This window comes from Eubacterium sp. An3 (genome assembly GCF_002159465.1).
Lineage (GTDB): Bacteria > Bacillota > Clostridia > Lachnospirales > Lachnospiraceae > Anaerobutyricum > Anaerobutyricum stercoris.
In genome coordinates, this window is the sequence record NZ_NFIR01000006.1 from 72476 (window position 1) to 89145 (window position 16670).

Annotated in this window: 22 protein-coding genes; 5 read left to right on the forward strand and 17 right to left on the reverse strand. The window is 47.7% G+C overall.

Features of this window, described 5'->3' with window-relative positions; genetic code table 11:
* Nucleotide 1: 1 nt before the first annotated feature.
* The 6 genes from xseA to B5F87_RS07890 all read right to left on the reverse strand — a co-directional run bounded on the left by xseA (nucleotide 2) and on the right by B5F87_RS07890 (nucleotide 5292).
* Complete coding sequence (gene xseA / locus B5F87_RS07865) at nucleotides 2-1273, reverse strand: exodeoxyribonuclease VII large subunit (RefSeq protein ID WP_087279518.1); 1272 nt, start codon at nucleotides 1271-1273, stop codon at nucleotides 2-4.
* A gap of 186 nt (nucleotides 1274-1459) precedes the next feature.
* Nucleotides 1460-1861, reverse strand: a complete 402-nt coding sequence (nusB, locus tag B5F87_RS07870) for a transcription antitermination protein NusB (RefSeq protein ID WP_343215743.1) — start codon at nucleotides 1859-1861, stop codon at nucleotides 1460-1462.
* 109 nt (nucleotides 1862-1970) lie between these two features.
* A complete protein-coding gene (locus tag B5F87_RS07875) occupies nucleotides 1971-2351 on the reverse strand; it encodes an Asp23/Gls24 family envelope stress response protein (RefSeq protein ID WP_087279332.1) in 381 nt (126 codons plus the stop codon).
* Nucleotides 2352-2568: 217 nt separating this feature from the next.
* The gene (locus tag B5F87_RS07880; protein ID WP_087279334.1) at nucleotides 2569-3774 is read right to left on the reverse strand and encodes a leucine-rich repeat protein; all 1206 of its coding nucleotides are present in this window, start codon (nucleotides 3772-3774) and stop codon (nucleotides 2569-2571) included.
* A gap of 178 nt (nucleotides 3775-3952) precedes the next feature.
* Entirely contained in the window at nucleotides 3953-4744 is a 792-nt protein-coding gene (locus B5F87_RS07885; protein WP_087279337.1) for a DUF4367 domain-containing protein, read from the reverse strand.
* 2 nt (nucleotides 4745-4746) lie between these two features.
* The gene (locus B5F87_RS07890; protein WP_087279340.1) at nucleotides 4747-5292 is read right to left on the reverse strand and encodes a sigma-70 family RNA polymerase sigma factor; all 546 of its coding nucleotides are present in this window, start codon (nucleotides 5290-5292) and stop codon (nucleotides 4747-4749) included.
* Between the two features lie 277 nt (nucleotides 5293-5569).
* On the opposite strand from B5F87_RS07890, the gene B5F87_RS07895 reads away from it, so the two are divergent.
* Both B5F87_RS07895 and B5F87_RS21705 read left to right on the forward strand, forming a co-directional pair.
* Nucleotides 5570-5809 (forward strand): DUF3791 domain-containing protein, encoded by a 240-nt coding sequence (locus B5F87_RS07895; protein WP_087279343.1) that lies wholly within the window; start codon nucleotides 5570-5572, stop codon nucleotides 5807-5809.
* Between the two features lie 194 nt (nucleotides 5810-6003).
* Nucleotides 6004-6135, forward strand: a complete 132-nt coding sequence (locus tag B5F87_RS21705; RefSeq protein ID WP_343215744.1) for a hypothetical protein — start codon at nucleotides 6004-6006, stop codon at nucleotides 6133-6135.
* A 254-nt stretch (nucleotides 6136-6389) separates the two neighbouring features.
* Here the strand turns inward: B5F87_RS21705 and B5F87_RS07905 are convergent, their stop codons facing one another.
* From B5F87_RS07905 to spoIIIAA, 11 genes are all read right to left on the reverse strand, one after another.
* Nucleotides 6390-6656, reverse strand: coding sequence for a type II toxin-antitoxin system RelB/DinJ family antitoxin (locus B5F87_RS07905; protein ID WP_087279349.1), 267 nt, complete (start codon nucleotides 6654-6656; stop codon nucleotides 6390-6392).
* Between the two features lie 229 nt (nucleotides 6657-6885).
* A complete protein-coding gene (locus tag B5F87_RS07910) occupies nucleotides 6886-7530 on the reverse strand; it encodes a vWA domain-containing protein (protein WP_087279352.1) in 645 nt (214 codons plus the stop codon).
* A gap of 92 nt (nucleotides 7531-7622) precedes the next feature.
* Nucleotides 7623-8693, reverse strand: coding sequence for a macro domain-containing protein (locus B5F87_RS07915; RefSeq protein ID WP_087279355.1), 1071 nt, complete (start codon nucleotides 8691-8693; stop codon nucleotides 7623-7625).
* 244 nt (nucleotides 8694-8937) lie between these two features.
* Nucleotides 8938-9555, reverse strand: a complete 618-nt coding sequence (locus B5F87_RS07920) for a SpoIIIAH-like family protein (protein WP_087279358.1) — start codon at nucleotides 9553-9555, stop codon at nucleotides 8938-8940.
* Nucleotides 9552-10127 (reverse strand): hypothetical protein, encoded by a 576-nt coding sequence (locus B5F87_RS07925; protein ID WP_087279360.1) that lies wholly within the window; start codon nucleotides 10125-10127, stop codon nucleotides 9552-9554. The genes B5F87_RS07920 and B5F87_RS07925 overlap by 4 nt, the downstream gene beginning before the upstream one ends.
* A 62-nt stretch (nucleotides 10128-10189) precedes the next feature.
* Nucleotides 10190-10726, reverse strand: a complete 537-nt coding sequence (locus B5F87_RS07930; protein ID WP_087279362.1) for a stage III sporulation protein AF — start codon at nucleotides 10724-10726, stop codon at nucleotides 10190-10192.
* A gap of 57 nt (nucleotides 10727-10783) precedes the next feature.
* Complete coding sequence (locus tag B5F87_RS07935; RefSeq protein ID WP_143405236.1) at nucleotides 10784-12109, reverse strand: stage III sporulation protein AE; 1326 nt, start codon at nucleotides 12107-12109, stop codon at nucleotides 10784-10786.
* A gap of 38 nt (nucleotides 12110-12147) precedes the next feature.
* Nucleotides 12148-12531: a SpoIIIAC/SpoIIIAD family protein gene (locus tag B5F87_RS07940; RefSeq protein ID WP_158096995.1), complete on the reverse strand. Its 384-nt coding sequence runs from the start codon at nucleotides 12529-12531 to the stop codon at nucleotides 12148-12150.
* Between the two features lie 53 nt (nucleotides 12532-12584).
* The gene (gene spoIIIAC, locus B5F87_RS07945; protein ID WP_087279370.1) at nucleotides 12585-12779 is read right to left on the reverse strand and encodes a stage III sporulation protein AC; all 195 of its coding nucleotides are present in this window, start codon (nucleotides 12777-12779) and stop codon (nucleotides 12585-12587) included.
* A gap of 9 nt (nucleotides 12780-12788) precedes the next feature.
* Entirely contained in the window at nucleotides 12789-13301 is a 513-nt protein-coding gene (locus B5F87_RS07950) for a stage III sporulation protein AB (RefSeq protein ID WP_087279373.1), read from the reverse strand.
* Entirely contained in the window at nucleotides 13298-14260 is a 963-nt protein-coding gene (gene spoIIIAA, locus B5F87_RS07955; RefSeq protein ID WP_087279376.1) for a stage III sporulation protein AA, read from the reverse strand. The genes B5F87_RS07950 and spoIIIAA overlap by 4 nt, the downstream gene beginning before the upstream one ends.
* Before the next feature lie 264 nt (nucleotides 14261-14524).
* Here spoIIIAA and B5F87_RS07960 point away from each other — a divergent pair, with 264 nt between their 5' ends.
* The 3 genes from B5F87_RS07960 to B5F87_RS07970 all read left to right on the forward strand — a co-directional run bounded on the left by B5F87_RS07960 (nucleotide 14525) and on the right by B5F87_RS07970 (nucleotide 16646).
* Nucleotides 14525-15988 (forward strand): NAD(P)/FAD-dependent oxidoreductase, encoded by a 1464-nt coding sequence (locus B5F87_RS07960; RefSeq protein WP_087279379.1) that lies wholly within the window; start codon nucleotides 14525-14527, stop codon nucleotides 15986-15988.
* 90 nt (nucleotides 15989-16078) lie between these two features.
* Complete coding sequence (locus B5F87_RS07965; RefSeq protein WP_087279383.1) at nucleotides 16079-16321, forward strand: hypothetical protein; 243 nt, start codon at nucleotides 16079-16081, stop codon at nucleotides 16319-16321.
* Complete coding sequence (locus tag B5F87_RS07970) at nucleotides 16308-16646, forward strand: type II toxin-antitoxin system RelE/ParE family toxin (protein WP_087279386.1); 339 nt, start codon at nucleotides 16308-16310, stop codon at nucleotides 16644-16646. The genes B5F87_RS07965 and B5F87_RS07970 overlap by 14 nt, the downstream gene beginning before the upstream one ends.
* The last annotated feature ends 24 nt before the right edge of the window (nucleotides 16647-16670 follow it).

Consider the following 16670-nt stretch of genomic DNA (forward strand, 5'->3'; position numbering starts at 1 on the left):
TTTATTCCTCTTTCTGCTCTGTGGAAATGTCTTCTCTGCGCTGCCTCGTCTTCGCCCCGGAAGAGATTCCCCTTCTTTTCGTGACGGATACCGGCGTTACCTCCGCCTCACCGTCGGAAAAAATCAGCGAAAACGGCTCGTGCAGCGTAAGCTGTTCCACCGACGCCACCGGTCTCCCGGCCTTATCCTGTGCAAACACATACCCTCCGGTCAGCCTGGCCGTCGGCGACAGTCCGTGAAGCCGCTCCGTCCGGAGCATCAGCTCATGCCTTGCCTCCCTGAGCCGCGCGTCCATGGTCTGATGCAGACGCTCGCTTAGTGTCTGACAGAGCATCTTCTGTCTTAGAAGCTTCGTGCCGGGATGGCGGGCCTCCAGCAGGCGCTGCGCTCCCAGCAATCGCTGCCGGTATTCCTGCACCCGGTACAGCATCCGGCCGGCCAGTTCGTCCCTGTACCGGTCAAACTGCTGGATGATGGAATACACATCGGGGATCGCCAGCTCGCAGGCCGCCGACGGTGTGGCCGCCCGCACATCGGCGCAGTAGTCCGCGATGGTCATATCAATTTCATGGCCCGTGCCTGATATGATCGGCGTCCTGGCCTCATAGATGCTGTCCGCCACGATCCTTTCATTGAACGCCCACAAATCCTCAATGGAGCCGCCGCCCCGCCCGATAATAATAATGTCTACGCCGCTGTCGTCAAAATACCGGATGCCGCGGGCGATGCTCTCGGCCGCGCCCTCTCCCTGCACCTTTGCCGGGAAGAGATAGAGCTGCACGAACGGATTTCTCCTGGCAGCGATGCTCTTGATATCCTCGATGGCCGCTCCCGTGAGCGCCGTGACGATGCCGATACGCTCCGGATACGAAGGCAGCGGCTTCTTCCGTTCAAAATCAAAGTATCCAAGCTCTGAAAGCTCCCGTTTCAGCTGTTCATAGCGGACGTGGAGCTCTCCGGCGCCCGACAGCTCCAGCTCCTTTGCGTAAAGCTGATAAGAGCCGTCCCTCTCAAACACGGAAATATTGCCCTGCACGATGACCATCTGTCCATTTTCCAGGCGAAAATGAAGTCCCTTCGCCCGGTCGTTGGCAAACATCACACAGCGGATGGTGCTGTGCGCGTCCTTTAAAGTAAAATAAATGTGTCCTGAGGAATGGTATTTGCAGTTGGACACCTCTCCTTTTAAAAATATCTTTCGTAATGCGTAATCGCTGTCAAAAATCCGGCGAATGTATGAATTTATCTGTGAGACGGTAAATATCTGCTTCATGTTCTGTCCTGTACAAAAACAGGCGGCGCAAACTCCATATTCCGTTTTCACGCCGCCTGAAAGATTCTATCTTACTAAATTCAAAGTACCATTTACCGTGACCGCATCACCCGGGCGAACAGTCCGTCGTTCAAGATCTGACAGACTCCGCTCCCTGACCGGTCACTGCAAAGCATATGCGCAGATCTACGCCAGCTTGGCAAGAACCCCGTTGATAAAACGCGGCGCATCCTCGCTGCAATATATCTTCGCCAGCTCCAGAGCCTCATTGATGGCCACTCCCTTCGGAATGTCCTCATCCTTTTCCATCTCATACACTGCCAGCCGGAGAATCGCAAGCTCCGTCTTTCCAAGTCTCTCCAGACGCCAGCCGGTACATATCTTCATGATCGTGCGGTCAATCTCGTCCTGGATATCCAGAATCGCATCTACCTTGTTCCGGATGTACGCGCTGTCTGCCTCGCTGATATCCGGCTTCTCTTCCAAAAACATCTCCGTCTGTTCCTGCAGTTCTTCTCTGGTATTAAATTCTATGCGGAAAAGCAAGAGGAAGATACTCTCCCTCAGCTCTCTTCTGCTCATTTTCATGTAGGAACCTCCATCTATCTTCCTTCGTGTCTATTTTATGCCGCCCGCTGTTACCGCGGGTCAATATACAGTCCGCCTGCCCCGTTTTGCCGGGACGGCGGACCTTTTGTTATTCGCTTTCTGTCTGGATACCCGCGATGCGGATATTTACTTCATTTACCGTAAGTCCGGTCATGGTCTCAATGGCACCCTTCACCTTCTCCTGTACTTCCTTGGAAGTCTTCGGAATGCTGACGCCATACTGGAGGATCAGATTCAGATCCACATCCACCTGCTCGCCGTCGATGCTCACCTTCACGCCCTTGGAAAGGTTCTTCATGCCAAGCTTGCTGACGATCTCATTGGTAATATTGCCGGACATCTGCTGCACGCCGTCCACCTCGGTGGCCGCCAGACCCGCGATCACCGCGATGACTTCGTCTGCAATCTGCACCTGTCCCACATCCTCTATTTCATAACCGGAATGATTCACTTTATTCTCTTTATCCATGGAAACCTCCTTCTTGTGATACCTGCCATACCCATCTGTTTTCTATATATTTCTTCTTATAGTATAAACAAATGACATAGATTTATTTCCTATATTATAACAGACATCCCATGTTTTGCAACTTCTTTTTCCGACGGGAAAAAGCAGGGTGCCGGCCGGACAGAATGAGACACCTGGCACGCTGCCGCGCCCGGTCATCCGTGTCCTTGGCGGATGGTTATTTTGCGTAGGTGACTGTGACATCCGGGTCGCATTCCAGTGCTGACGATTCGCGGATGCGGGTATTGGAAAGATCCAGCTCCGTTAAACGGGTATTTTCACAAAGTAATTTCCGCAAATTTACATTTCTCTTTAAATTTAATTTCTCAAGATTCGTATTTTTGCAGCGCAGTACCTGCAAATTGGTGTTTGTCTTTACATTTAACTTTTCTAAATTGGTATTATCGAGACGAAGAGTCCTTAACTTTCTGCATCCTTTCACATTTACTTTCGTCAGATTCGGATTTTTGTGACAGTCTACTTTTATGAGATTTGGATTATTACTTAAATCTAAAGAAACCAGTTCAGTCCAGTAGCAGCTCAAGGTCTCCAGTTTCTTATTTTTGCTTAAATCCATCGAAGTGATTCCAGTCCTTCCTCCCCACCCAATGTGCAGTGTCTTTAACTGCACATTAGTACTGAGGTCTACAGAAATGAGATCTCTGCCAGTCACACTCAGACTGTCCAGATTTTTTGCTTTCTTTAATTTTAATTTTGTCAGACTGTCGCTCCACACAGAAACTGTTTTCAGGCTGGAACATTTTTTCAAATTAAGAGTCTGTAAGCTGCGGGTGCTATCCGATATAGAAATTTCTTTCAAATGTTGAAAACCGGCAAGATTTAATTTCGTTATATTAAGGCCGCTAAGTTCGATGGCACGCAGATTGGTACACCCCTTCAGATTCAGAGCGTCAATACAACTATCACACCCGCCTGTGATATATACTTCTCTCAGATTAGTACAATCCTGAAGATTGATTGTTCTCAGATAGTCGGTGATGGTGTAAATCTGCACTCTTTTTAACTTCTTAAAATTACTGAGATCAATCACCGATGCAGTAGCCTTCTGATAAATACCCTCACTCTCATCAAAGAACATTTCATCATAGTCAAAATTTTCCAGGTTGGTGAAATTCTCTATTCCTTTGATAGAATCAACATAATCGGAACTGTCAAAATGGATTTCCTTTACATTTGAAGCTTCTTTCCTGGAAAGATATCCGTCTCTATTGGTATCAGCCTCCTCTGCATATGTTTTTACTGCTGAGGAAAAATTGGTGTCATTGATGGCTACTTTTGATGCTGCCTGCGCGGACACGCCCGCTCCCAGCAGAAATGTACAGGCCAGAGCGGTGAAAATAAATAGTTTCAGATGTTTTTTCATGTTCCTCCTTCCCATGATATAATTCTACATACAACTCGAACCGTTATTCTGTTGTCTTCATTATACCATAATAAATCTCCTGTGCCGCTTGTTGTAAAAATCAGACCATGTTTTTGTAATAATCAGACTTTTCTTCGTAAGTCAGGCAGGAAAAGCTCGGCAATTCAGTATTCATAGTCTAATAGTCTAATATTCCAGATATATCTATGTAATCTAAGATCACCTCCTCCGGTTGGTCGGACATGAATCTAAATAAATATCCATCTTTTTCATAAAAAATAGTATTGTTTTTGCCATCTGATATGGAATATGCCTCCACTTCATCATATAAGTTAATAGTTCGTTTGTAACCGTCTACTTCATCGTAAGTAATGGAAGTTGTATATAAGGATGCATCATTTTGCATATAATTAATAAAGTTACCATCATCATTTTCAAAATCCATGATATAATAACCAAATTCTGCATTCTCCTCCTCATACACTACCTGATACCCTTCCGGCACCTCTTTCCATTTGTAAGCATGAAATTCTTCACTGGCAGTGTCTGCGCCTTCCTGTTCTGTAGTACTTTCCGGAGCGGATTCAATGGTGACATTGTCAGAGAAAAACTGAAGGCTTAACTGGCGCAGGCCCTCCCGGATATCATCGCTGGCAAGTGCAGCCCCGGATACTCCCAGCATGAGCAGAGCCACGATCGCGATATATCTGCGGTATGACCAGGGGGAGTGATTTTTCCGTTTATGATCCAGCTGTTGCAGAAAAGGTTCGTCTTCACTTTCGGCGTCCGATTGATTATGTATAGTAAATGCATCGGCCGATGCAAACACCCGGTTCATTTTCTCGTGGAATTCCGGGCTGAAAATGTGAGGGGCTTTCGTTGCTTTTTCGTTTTGTTCCTGAAAGTCTTCTTCGACCACCATTCGGGCTGCTTCTTCCAGAATGGCGTCCGTCAATCTTGCTTTCCTCATGTTCAGATATACCCCCTTTCCTTTAATTGCTTTTTCAGCTGTTCCCTGCCACGCTTTGCGATCTGCCGTACATTTTCCGGTTTCAGATCCAGGGTTTCTGCAATGTCCCCGCCTTTCATTTTGTTATAGTATTGTAGCAAGAGAACCTGCTTGTAAGGGTAGTCCATCTGCTGGATCAGATTCTTGACCTGTTCGGTCATTTCCTTTCCGATGAAATCTGATTCGATATCGTCGTCGGAAGCAACCCAGACATTTTCCGACTCCATATCGCGAAGTATCGTTTTCTTTTGCTTTCGCAGTGAATCAATACAAAGGCGGCGAACAATGGTCGCAAGATAATTCCATGTCTTCATGGATGCCTGTTCATCTACGTTGTCTATATGGTCGATCAATATCAAAAATGTTTCATGCACAACGTCCTCGGATGCGGCATGGTCTTTCAGTATCTCAAAGGCTGTACTGTAAAGTGGCTGGAAGTACCTTTGATAAAGTATGACAAATTTATCTTTGTCCTGTTGTGTATTTAATAATTGTAAATAATGTATCATAAGAGCTCCCTGATATATTTTCCCCTCTATAATATAAACGGATGAGGAAGGGATTTTGTGACAAAAAAATTGAATTTTTTTCAATAAATTTTTTTGATAGCAACACTCTATTTTATATCCTTTAATAAATATAAAATAACCTTTTATCACCTACGCTGTTTATGATGCAGAGTGTATAATCCGAAGTTTTTATCAGAACTTTTTGACTTCCTGTAACTTCTGATATACAATTATGATAATTCCTATTATGAGTATGAATAGCGGAGGAATCAGCGCCATGTTAGAAGATGCTAAAATTGAGAACACCAACCAGCTGGAATTTGCTGTTTTTTGTATCGAAAACATTGCAATCAGGCTTGAAAAAAATGCTGAAGAGATCTATAAAATGCTAACAGAAGAAAGCAATATATTGTCCGGCTACATCATACCTGAATATGAAATGCTGCATACGCAAAGCAAAGACTACATTATTGATGACATTATCAGCTTAATGCGGGAAAGAGGTATTGAAGTATGACAAAATGGCGCAAAAAATTCAAGTAGTGCGAGTCAGATTTCATCCTAACTTACAGCTTTGTTTCCGGACACAGAAAGCGCTGGAAACTTATTTGCATTATGAAGGGAGTGAACAAATTTGACGGCTAATCCTGTTTTGCTGCAAAAAAATATACTCGGATTATCGAGTGTTTTGCGAAGAAAGAAAAACTTTCTTTGAACGATGCCCTGAGCTTTTTTTATCACTCAAAGATTTACCGCTTAATCTGTGAAGGAGTATCTGACCTTCACTGTATGAGTGATGAATATCTGACAGAAGAACTTATTTCTGAGTATAATGAAAAATGATAATTCCATTTATATCTTTCTGAATAATAGTCGCGAGATAATTACATGCTCTCATAGAAAAAACAGGGCTTCTGCGCCGCAGATTCAATCTGTGAAGCAGAAGCCCCGATAATATTCAGCAAATCATTCATAATGCCCCCTGCAGGCGACTATAATAATTGCTCCTTCCTGTTCTTTATATACAATCCGGTTTGTTTCGTTGATACGTCAATAAAGATAATCCTCCCATGCACTTTCTTCCCATAAAAGCCGCATTATTCCTCCTCTATCAGATCATGTTCGATAAGTTTTGCGGTTCCCGCATTGATTTCAGCAGCTATTTTTTCCAGACGCCTCATGTTGCTTTCAGAATAAAATGGATCAGCAGACACCTCAAACGGGATGCGTCTTTCTCTGCCGACTTTTTTTGCAAAGATAGTGAAAGCCGCTGTCATAGAAAGTCCCATATCTGCGCAGGCCTCTTCCATTTTCTTTTTAACATCTTCATCTAAACGAAAATTTACATTTACTGTCTGTGCCATCTTCCATGCTCCTTTCTTTCTGACTCTCCTTCTGAACTTTTTCTTTTTTTACTATAATATACCAATATGTAATGAATAATGCAAGTAATTTTCATTACATTTTCTGTCTAGAGGAAGGCACAGTAAATAAGCCCAAATAAAAAGAAGCCCCTGCTTCACAGATATCGTCTATGAAGCAGCAGACCCCTTTTGTGAGTGTCTGGAAAACCATGGAACAAAATCGCTCCGGTCATCTCTTTCCTCCTCGTTCTCTGTAATCCCTATCAATCCTTTTTTTCCAATCAGCCGACAGTGGCGCGCCATGTGTCCTTACATTGGTGATTGCTTCGCTGATCACTTCATAGTTGAGGGCAGTTCCAGCCTTGTCACAGTGATAATTTGCGGCCATTGATTCGTCAATGCCGAATCTGCCTGCTTCCGCCGCCGCGTCAATGTTGGCGCCGAGGAAAAGAAATTCCCATCCATAGCGTCGTTTTTGTCGTTCGATCATATGCCGAACCATATCGTAGGTGTAACGGCGGCTGGCATTCTCCATACCATCAGTAATGATGATGAAAAGTGTTTTCTCCGGAACATATTTCCTGCGGTTATATTTGTGGATGTTGCCAATGCGATGGATAGCGCTTCCCACCGCATCGAGAAGTGCAGTGCTGCCGCAAACAACATATTCTTCTTCCGTAAGATTCGGTACATTTCTAATGGCTGTGCGGTTGTGGACAATCTGTGTTCTGCTGTTAAACAGCACGGTGGATACCAGGGCATCTCCCGGTTCTCTACGCTGTTTTTCCAGCATGGAGTTGAATCCTCCGATGGTGTCTTTTTCCAGTCCCGACATGGAACCGCTTCGGTCTAAGATAAATACAAGTTCTGTCATTTTATACTCCTCCCATTTTTTGCTGTTTCTTTATTGTTGGCTTCATTATACATAAAACAAGCAAAAAATCGGTCGCATGGCAGGCGACATTTTTATGCGCCGATCAACGGCTGGTCAAAGGCAAACAGAACTTCATTCAATTCAAACACGTTGTAATTTCTGTTCACAAGGAAATATTCCACGATTACGTCAAATTTATTGCTGTGGGAGAGGGCAAGTCCTGCCCGGCCGATAAAATCTTTTGTCTCATCAATATCCAGTTCCAGCGCAAATGCAAATGCCAGCGCCGTTGTCTTCGATGGCTTATAATCCATATTATTCCGGATTTTTGAAAACAGCTTCCTGTCCACATTGGCCTTCTTGTATATCTCAGAATCTTTTTTACCTGTGCGGTCGATCAGCTTCAGGAGAGTTTCGGAAAAGCCTGCGTCCAGATCTTCCAGCAACTTTCCCCAATCATCGGCATCCATCGAAGTCCCCGGGCCGACGGCCCCGTCGAGACGTCCCGCCAATGTCTGTGAAGTGCGGATAGATTCACGGAGCCGGTCGCTCCATCTTTGCCGGCCTCTTATCCCTCTTGTGCTGAAAAGAGAGCCATTCTCCCCTTCCCCGCCGTACTCATCGAGAGTTTTACTGCGGATATAGTTTTCATCAATGTAGCTGCTGACAGATTTGAACAGCTTTTCCGACAGCGCAAATGCTTCTCTGCCAAACACAACCAGATAGATCTGCATCTCATTTTCCATAAGAAATGTACTGATTTCCCGGACGGCGATCTGCAGAGCAAGCGGTTTTGGAAATTCATAGTTGCCGGTGGATATCATAGGAAATGCAATGGACTCACACTGGTACTTCTTAGCCAGCTCCAAAGACTTCCGATAGCATGAGGACAGAATCTGTTCCTCATGGCAATTGCCGCCCTTCCAGACAGGGCCGACGGTGTGGATCACATATTTGGCATCCAGCCCATATCCCGGTGTGACAACGGCATCGCCGGGAGCAATACACCCGATTTTCTGCCGGGCTGCCAGCAGCTTCGCTCCGGCTGCCTTATGTATCCCGCTGTCAACGCCGGAGCCGATGACCGGGTCCGGATTCGCAGTATTTACTATTGCGTCCACCTGCATATTTACAATGTCATTTCGTACTATCTCAAAAGGCATAGGCGGCCTCCTTATCTTTCTTTAGTGAATTAAATATAGCAAGATATCATGGATAATACAAGATAATCCCATTGCATTTTGTCCTGTGAAAAGAGCACGGTAAAAGGAGCTGGCAAAAGCAGAGCCCCCGCTTCACAGATTGAATTCTGTGGAACAGGGGCTCCGTTATTGTATGTGCTTCCCGTTTTATGTCAGAGACTATCGCGTCGCGTCAGCTTCCCGTTTTATGTCAGAGACTATCGCATCAACTTCCTGACACGTTCATCCGGCTGATGACAATCTGGCTGACAGTGCAGCCTGTTTTCCGGGTGACGATGTCTTCAATCTGCGCCCGGTCTGCCTGGCTGAGTTCGTTGTAGTTTAACACCACGTCCACGCTGTCTTCGCCGATGGAGACTACGGAGTCTCCGTACCCTTTGGTGTCCAGAAGCTGTTCGGCTGCCGCTTCTTTCTCGATAACTTCGGCCAGCTTGGTGAGTTTTGCCACGGCGTCTTCTTTTTCGCTGTCGCTTAAAGATTCATTTTCTATGATCTCGTTCAGAGAGTCCCGGGTCTTGGAGCGGGTCTGCTCCCGTTCCATCTTGGCTCCGGCCACGTATTCTCCCACCTGCGCCTGGGTCAGCACAGCGTCGCCGATGGTCTCGGTTTCTTCTGTGGGAATCTCATCGTCCACTTTTTCACTGATGAGGGAATCGCCGTCGGATATGTCCATGGTGTCGATGGTATCCAGGGATTCCTCCGCATTTTCGTAACTGGCGGTGGACGGCGCCTCTGATTTTGTGAAGTTCAGATACCCGGCTACGGCAATCATAATGGCCAGGGATGTGATCGCGATCTGATTGCTCTTAAATATTTTTTTCATTGATGGACCTCCATTTTTAAAACCTTGATGCGATTAACAGATATTCCAAATAGAACCTGTGCGGCCTCGGTAACCGACGCGGCCACCGTGTTGTTGTCTGCCCCCTCGCAGGCGATGACTACGCCGGCGATCTCCGGTTCAAGCTCCTTGATCACGTACGGCGCTGACTCCCCGTTCTCATCGGAGAGAACCGTTTCATTTTCACTTCTGCTGCTCTGCCGCTCGTTTTGTGTCCCATCGGAGGTTTCTGTCTCCGTTTCCAGTTCCTCCGTGTCATCTTTATTCAGAACTGATTCTCTGGAAGCTTGTAAAGTGATCATCACCTCCACCTGTCCCACCCCGTCAACATTTTCCAGGATATGTACTAATTTATTTTCGAGACTCTCAATATATGCTTCATTTTCGCTGACTGCCGCAGTATTTTGTGTCTCTGTGGTCTCATCCGGCGCAGCTCTCGCCCGCCATTCCGAAACATTGGTCACCAGGAGGATGACTCCGGCAATGGCAATGAGGAGAATCTTTTCCACACCAAAATCCTTCAGCGTTATTTTTCTGCGTTTTTTCTTTTCCATACCGACTCCCGTCTTTCCTGTGCATGCGCCCGCAGGCGTGTGAATACCAGCCCCTCTTTGTTTCAGTCACGTATCGTTATATCTATATTCGAGGATTCCAGATTATAGGATTCCATCAGCGCTTCCCGAAGGTCATGAATCTGCGGCGTCTCCCCCTCCTCTCCCGTCTCCTTCCCTTCGACGTCAAGTTCCTTTATGGCGCTTCCGTCGGTTTCCCAGCGGACACGGACTTCGGTCACCTCAATGAAAAAAGAAGCGGCGAGCTCTGTCACCTGCTTCTGTATCGTGTCGTCATATTCCTCCTGAATGTCCTTTTTCATGCCCCGCAGATCCTCCGACTGCTCGATGACCTGCCATTCGTTTTTCAGCTGGTTGATAATGTAGGAGGCGTCCATATACTGTCCGGCTCCCGCCAGGTCGATGAGGGGCTTCATCAGACAGAGCATCATGAGAAAGCCGGAGAAGAACCGGAGGTAGCTTTCATATTTTGTTTTCTGAATAAAACTGTCGCAAACGAGCAGGAGCACATTCATGTAGAGAATGGTTTTCAGCCATTCTTTAAAGTATTCCGTGGGATGCACCTCCTTTTTGGTGATCAAGCACAGCCGGCGTTCTCCTGCGCCAGCTTTGCGCCGCCATTCTTGTCGGCCGCCGGCTCACACTTTGTTGGTCGCCAGAGACGTGACCGCGATGGTGAGAATAAACAGCGCCGCGGTAATCCCTAAGGTATATACGAGAAGGATGCCGCTTTTTTGTGCCGCGCTGATGCAGCGGATGAAACGCTCGTCCGCCACCGGCTCCAGCAGGATGGACAGGAGCAGGTAGAACAGGCAGTACAGCAGCAGCTTGATGATGGGGATTGCCAGCAACAGAAGGATAAAAATAATCGCCGTGGCTCCCATGGTATTTTTTATCATGATGGAAGAACCCACCACCGTTCCTGCCACAGATTGCACCACAGAGCCTGCGCCGGGAATCATCCCCACAATCCGGTTGAACACCGCATTTTTTGTGGCGTCAAAGGAGGGAACCACCATGGTTTCCAGCAGATGAAAGCCGAAAAACAGCACGAAAAGGAATTTCATGCTCTTGGATAACAGCAGGTAGAGGCTCTCACACAATCTGGAAATGTTTTGTCTGGCGGAGAAATTGTTGAGTAGCTCCAAGAGCAGATAATACTGAATCATGGGGAGGATCACCGTCAGGCAGATCCAGTTCACCACCAACACCACGATCATAAAGTATTCGTAAAACACCACGCCCACTGACAGGTTGCCGCTCAGGGTGACCGCCAGGGTATACACGGGAATCACCATCTTCAGGAGTTTTGAGAGAGTCTCCACCGTATGTTCAAAGAGATTTGCCATGATGGTGAAGTTGGCGAAGATAATCGTAAAGGTTATAAAGTACGAGATGAGGAACCCGCTGTCCCCGATGGCAAACTGCCGGAACGAGGAGGAAATGTTGTTAAAGGCGGCGGCAAATAATATGACGCCGATCAGCTCCCCCATCAGCACCCAGGAAGTCGAAATCTCATAGGTCAGCGTTTCCACCAGCCACACACCGGCTTCCTCCAGCGCGTCCACAAACCGAAAGTCCAGCAACGCGTCAAAAATAGCGGAAAAATCCGGATATTCATACTCCTCCTCAAGACTTTCCAGCTCTCTTTCCAGAGCATCGATGTCCAGCTGGCTCTCAGCGGTCTCTTCGGATTCCTGACCAGACGAGTTGCTCGTCGCCTCTCCATCTTCTTGATTGGGCAGGTTGTCCGTCGCCGCTCCATTTCCCTGGCTCACCGGGCTGTCCGTCTCTGCTTCTGCCTCCCGACCAGATTCCAGTAAGGCAACGTTTTCTCGTACATCCTGTCCGATTTTCCCGCTCACCGGCAACACAGCCGCCCGCACCGGCAGGCAGCCGCAGGTCATAAACAAAAAAATCGAAAGAAGAAGGGCGACCGGCAGCAAAGTTCTTTTTATTTTCACGGCGGTCCTCCTTTCTCCCGGCGGCCGGAACAGTTCCGTCACATGACCGATTCGATGGTCTCCAGCAATGAGTTGATGATTGGTATGCTCAGGATAAAAATAGATATTTTCCCGATGATCTCCACCTGAAAGGAGATGGACTGGTAGCCCAGATCCTGGCAGATGTTGGAGGCCACCTGGCAAATGAAGGCGATGGCCAGCAGCTTGAACAGTATTTTGATATAGGTGTCGCTGATGTGAATCTTTTCCCCCAGATTTTCCGCAAAGTCCACGATGACCGATACATTTGAGGTGAGGTAGGCGATAAGGAACAGGCAGACGGCCAGAAGGACAAATACACTGTATTCTTTCTGAAACTGCCGGACCACCAGGGCGAGGACGGCTCCTCCGATGCCAATCAGCGCGATTTTTAAAATGACCATATGGATTCCCCCGTAACGTAAGCTTTGCAGGAACAGGCGCGCTGCCCGTACATTTACAGTTGAAACAGGCTGTATATCTGAGAAAACAGATCGTTGATGCACGGAATGATCCATGACAGCACGATAAACAGCCCGGAAAGACTGATAAGGAAAGCCTGCTCCTCCCGTCCGGCGTGCTTTAGCACCTGATTTAAAATGGTCACGAGAATGCCCACGGCTGCAATTTTAAAAATAAGCTGAATGGTCATACGTCTCTCCTATATCAGAATAATAACAATCAGTGCGCTCATGGACAGACACAGAGCCTGGTATACCTTTTTCTGGCTGTCCAGCCGTTTTTTCATGCCGGAGACGTGTTCGCGGATTTCCCGGGAAAGCTGCTCCGATGTATTTTTGTGAAATGTCAAATCGTCGGACAGGAGGTTTCGCCCCGCCCGCAGAAAAAGGAGCAGCTCCTCTTCCGTGAGGATTCCTGATAAATGAAATGTGAGCAGGCATTCAAATTCGTCCCCGAAAGCAAAATCCCTTTCTTCTTTCATCTCCTCCGACAGGTCGGCAAAGAATCCTTTCCAGAGAGATCCGGTGCGGCGGCTGATGTCAGCAAACAGCTCCGGCAGGGGAATCTTTGCGTTTCTGATCTCCGATTCCAGCAGGCGAAACAAATATTCCCCCTCTTCCAGAAGCTCCACATGCCTTATGCCGGGCTCCGCCAGGCGGCGGCTTAACAGATACCCTGAAACAAGAAGAAGAAATGCGCCGAACCACTTCATGTTATCCCCCTCCACACCCGGTTCTGCCTGGCGTCAAAAATGTCAACGCGGCGGCGGCCGGTTTTCTCCGCCTGAATCTGCACATAACGCTCAAAAGGGTATTTTCTGAGGTATTCCCCCAGAAAGGGGCGCTCCAGAATGTCTCCCACATCTTTGCCGTGCACCGTCATCAGCAGACGGCAGCCGCAGTTTCGTATGTACCGGAGCGCTTCAATATCGCCCGCGTCTCCAATCTCATCGGCGGCGATAATCTGGGGTGCCATGGTACGAAGCATCATGAGCATGCCGTCGGCTTTTGGACAGTGATCCAGAAGGTCGGTACGTCGCCCCAGATAAAATCCCTCCGAGAGCCTTGTCCGGTTTCCGATCTCGCTTCTTTCATCCACCACCGATACATTTTGCCCCGCAAAATAGTCGGTTCCGTCGGACAGCATGCGGATAATGTCCCGCAAAAAAGTGGTTTTTCCTCCACCCGGCGGCGAAATCAGCAGGGTGTTAAAAAAGCAGCCGTCCTCCGTGAGATAAGGGAAAAAGGTCCGGCAGCATCCGGTGATCTGTCTGGCGATTCGTATATTCATGGAAGAGATCTGCTGCAGCTGCCGCTTCCCCTCCCCGTCATAATATACTTTGCCGCAAAGGCCGATCCGGTGGCCGCCCTTCAAAGTGATGAACCCCTCCCGCACCTCTTCTTTATAAGCAAAAAGAGAATACTGGCTGATTTTCTGAAAAATGATACGGATATCCTCCGGGGTGACTATGTATGCATTTCCCGTCCCGCAGGACAGCTCCCCCTCTTCCGTCAGATAATATTCCCGCCGGAGCGTCCGGATCATCAGGGGGAGATTCACCCGCAGGCGGATCTCCGTCAGGTCCGGCCGGCACAGGATTCCCTCTATGCGTTTCCGGATACTGTCAGAAAAAATGTGCAGGATTTCTCTGGAAAGCTCTGTTTTCTCCACTGGTTCTCCTCCTTCCTGCCTGGCATGCCGTCTTTTTTATATCTGGCAACCGTCGGTTTTCTGCCCGTACTGCGCCTCATAATCTGTCTTCTGCCGGCACGCGGATTTCTTATGCTTTATATATATGAGACAACCCGGGAGATATGATTCGCAATTTTTTCCCTTGTGACATGGAGATTTCCGTAGTATAATCAAAATTAATAACGATTACTGTTATCAAAAATGTGCGTTTCCCATAAGAAACGAAAAAAGGAGGAGACTATTATGTATGACGTATTGATCATCGGCGGCGGTATCGTCGGCACGACCATCGCCAGAAGACTGTCCCGCTATAAGCTTTCTGTCTGTCTCGTGGAGAAGTCCAACGACGTGGCCATGGGTTCCACCAAAGCCAACAGCGCCATCGTGCACGGCGGCTACGCCGAAGCCAACGCCAAGCTGAAAGGCCGGCTCTGCTACAAGGGGCGGGTACAGTATGAGCAGCTCAACAAGGAGCTGAATTTCGGATTCCGCAAGACCGGCAGCCTTGTCATCACCACCGATGAAAATGATCTGCTGAAGCTTGAGGCCATGCTGGAAAACGGTCAGAAAAACGGCCTTACCGATCTGAAGATCCTCAGTCACGATGAGATCATGGCCATGGAACCGAACATTAATCCGGACGTGCGTTACGCCCTGTACTGCGAGGGCGCCGGAGTCTGTTCCCCGTATGAGATGGCTATCGCCATGGCGGAAAATGCTGTTCATAACGGCGTAGAGCTGTTCCTGTTCTCCGAGGTTGTGGGAATTGATAAAGAAGAAGATCATTTTGTGGTTCATATGACAAACCGGGATTTCAAAACCCGTTACGTCATCAACGCGGCCGGACTTTATTCTGACAAGATTGATCAGATGGTCAATGAAAAAACTTTTGAGATCCGCCCGCGCTCCGGCGAGTACATTTTATTTGCGCCGGGAACCGGCAAGGCATTGAATACTGTCGTATTCCAGATGCCGTCCAAGATGGGCAAAGGTATTCTGGTCACCAGCACCTATCACGGCAATCTTCTGCTGGGCCCGGACGCCATCGACGAGGACGGCGGTGTAGACAGAAGCACCCATGTGGAACGGCTTTATAAGATTTATAAAGAAGGGCTTCTCACCACCGACAAAATGGACATCGAGACATTTATCCGCAGCTTTACCGGTCTCCGTGCCGTGGCAAGCACCGATGATTTCATCGTGGGCGCCACCGCGACGCCGGGATTCCTCAATGCCGCCGGCATCCAGTCGCCGGGTCTCACCTCATCTCCGGCCATCGCCGACATGATTACGGAGGAGCTGGCCGCTCAGGGACTTACTTTGGAAGAAGATCCGTCCTACGATCCTTACCGGGCGCCGATCATCGAGCGCAAGGAGGAAATGCGTCCATATTCCGAGATTGCGCCGCTCCTCGACATCCCGTCCTGCCCGGAAAAAATCATCTGCCGCTGCGAGCAGGTGGAAGAAAAGACCATCGTGGACTGTCTCCACCGGGGCATCCCTGTTCTCTCAGTGGACGGCGTCAAGAGACGGACCCGCGCCTCCATGGGCTACTGCCAGGGCGATTTCTGCCGCCCGCGGATCAAAGCCATCATGGAACGGGAATACGGCGTTCCTATTGATATCCGCACCGATATCCAGAAAGAGGGCGCTGTCCGGGTAACCCGCGAAGAATTTCTTGCTTACTGCCGGGAGCAGGAGAAATAAAATGGCCTGCCATTGAATTGTGTATTTGATTCATGTATAATATTAGTCGAAGCATAGTATTCCAGTGTTACAATAAAAGGAGGGTTTCTTATGAATACTTTAGATGCCACGGTATCCATGCTGGAAGCGATGCCAGAAGACGAAAGATTAAAAGTTTTTAAATATACACAACAGCTTTTTGTTTCCAACAAATCAGCGAATCCTTTTTTACCTGTTGATTCGAGGCAGGTACTTTCGGACCTTGAAATATCCCGGGAGCAGATATCTCGCGGAGAAGGTCTGAATATGGAAGAAGCGCTGATGAAACTGGGACAGGAACATGGATTCCTTTGATGTAATCATCTCTCCAAACGCTTTGTCCCAATTAAATCGTTACATTGATTATATTCAATATACTCTATTGAATGTATCTGCTGCCAGCAACGTCTGGCAGGATGCCCTGGAAACAAGAAAACGGCTTTCTCTTGTAGCAGCAAGTCTGAAATATTGCAGACATCCACAGTTAAAACAGTATGGATATCGCGCTATTAATTTCACAAAACATAATTATGTGATGCTGTATCGTATAGAAGTTTCTACCGTTTATGTGGATGCAATATATCACCAGCTGCAAGATTATGAAAATACTTTTATAGATGAATTTAAAATAACAGACTAACGACAAAAACTCCTGCCAAAGACC

Bases quoted from the DNA above. Each gene is read 5' to 3' on its own strand.
- xseA (WP_087279518.1), bottom strand. From the start codon at position 1,273: ATGAAGCAGATATTTACCGTCTCACAGATAAATTCATACATTCGCCGG.
- nusB (WP_343215743.1), bottom strand. From the start codon at position 1,861: ATGAAAATGAGCAGAAGAGAGCTGAGGGAGAGTATCTTCCTCTTGCTT.
- B5F87_RS07875 (WP_087279332.1), bottom strand. From the start codon at position 2,351: ATGGATAAAGAGAATAAAGTGAATCATTCCGGTTATGAAATAGAGGAT.
- B5F87_RS07880 (WP_087279334.1), bottom strand. From the start codon at position 3,774: ATGAAAAAACATCTGAAACTATTTATTTTCACCGCTCTGGCCTGTACA.
- B5F87_RS07885 (WP_087279337.1), bottom strand. From the start codon at position 4,744: ATGAGGAAAGCAAGATTGACGGACGCCATTCTGGAAGAAGCAGCCCGA.
- B5F87_RS07890 (WP_087279340.1), bottom strand. From the start codon at position 5,292: ATGATACATTATTTACAATTATTAAATACACAACAGGACAAAGATAAA.
- B5F87_RS07895 (WP_087279343.1), top strand. From the start codon at position 5,570: ATGTTAGAAGATGCTAAAATTGAGAACACCAACCAGCTGGAATTTGCT.
- B5F87_RS07905 (WP_087279349.1), bottom strand. From the start codon at position 6,656: ATGGCACAGACAGTAAATGTAAATTTTCGTTTAGATGAAGATGTTAAA.
- B5F87_RS07910 (WP_087279352.1), bottom strand. From the start codon at position 7,530: ATGACAGAACTTGTATTTATCTTAGACCGAAGCGGTTCCATGTCGGGA.
- B5F87_RS07915 (WP_087279355.1), bottom strand. From the start codon at position 8,693: ATGCCTTTTGAGATAGTACGAAATGACATTGTAAATATGCAGGTGGAC.
- B5F87_RS07920 (WP_087279358.1), bottom strand. From the start codon at position 9,555: ATGAAAAAAATATTTAAGAGCAATCAGATCGCGATCACATCCCTGGCC.
- B5F87_RS07925 (WP_087279360.1), bottom strand. From the start codon at position 10,127: ATGGAAAAGAAAAAACGCAGAAAAATAACGCTGAAGGATTTTGGTGTG.
- B5F87_RS07940 (WP_158096995.1), bottom strand. From the start codon at position 12,531: ATGGTCATTTTAAAAATCGCGCTGATTGGCATCGGAGGAGCCGTCCTC.
- spoIIIAC (WP_087279370.1), bottom strand. From the start codon at position 12,779: ATGACCATTCAGCTTATTTTTAAAATTGCAGCCGTGGGCATTCTCGTG.
- B5F87_RS07950 (WP_087279373.1), bottom strand. From the start codon at position 13,301: ATGAAGTGGTTCGGCGCATTTCTTCTTCTTGTTTCAGGGTATCTGTTA.
- B5F87_RS07960 (WP_087279379.1), top strand. From the start codon at position 14,525: ATGTATGACGTATTGATCATCGGCGGCGGTATCGTCGGCACGACCATC.
- B5F87_RS07965 (WP_087279383.1), top strand. From the start codon at position 16,079: ATGAATACTTTAGATGCCACGGTATCCATGCTGGAAGCGATGCCAGAA.
- B5F87_RS07970 (WP_087279386.1), top strand. From the start codon at position 16,308: ATGGATTCCTTTGATGTAATCATCTCTCCAAACGCTTTGTCCCAATTA.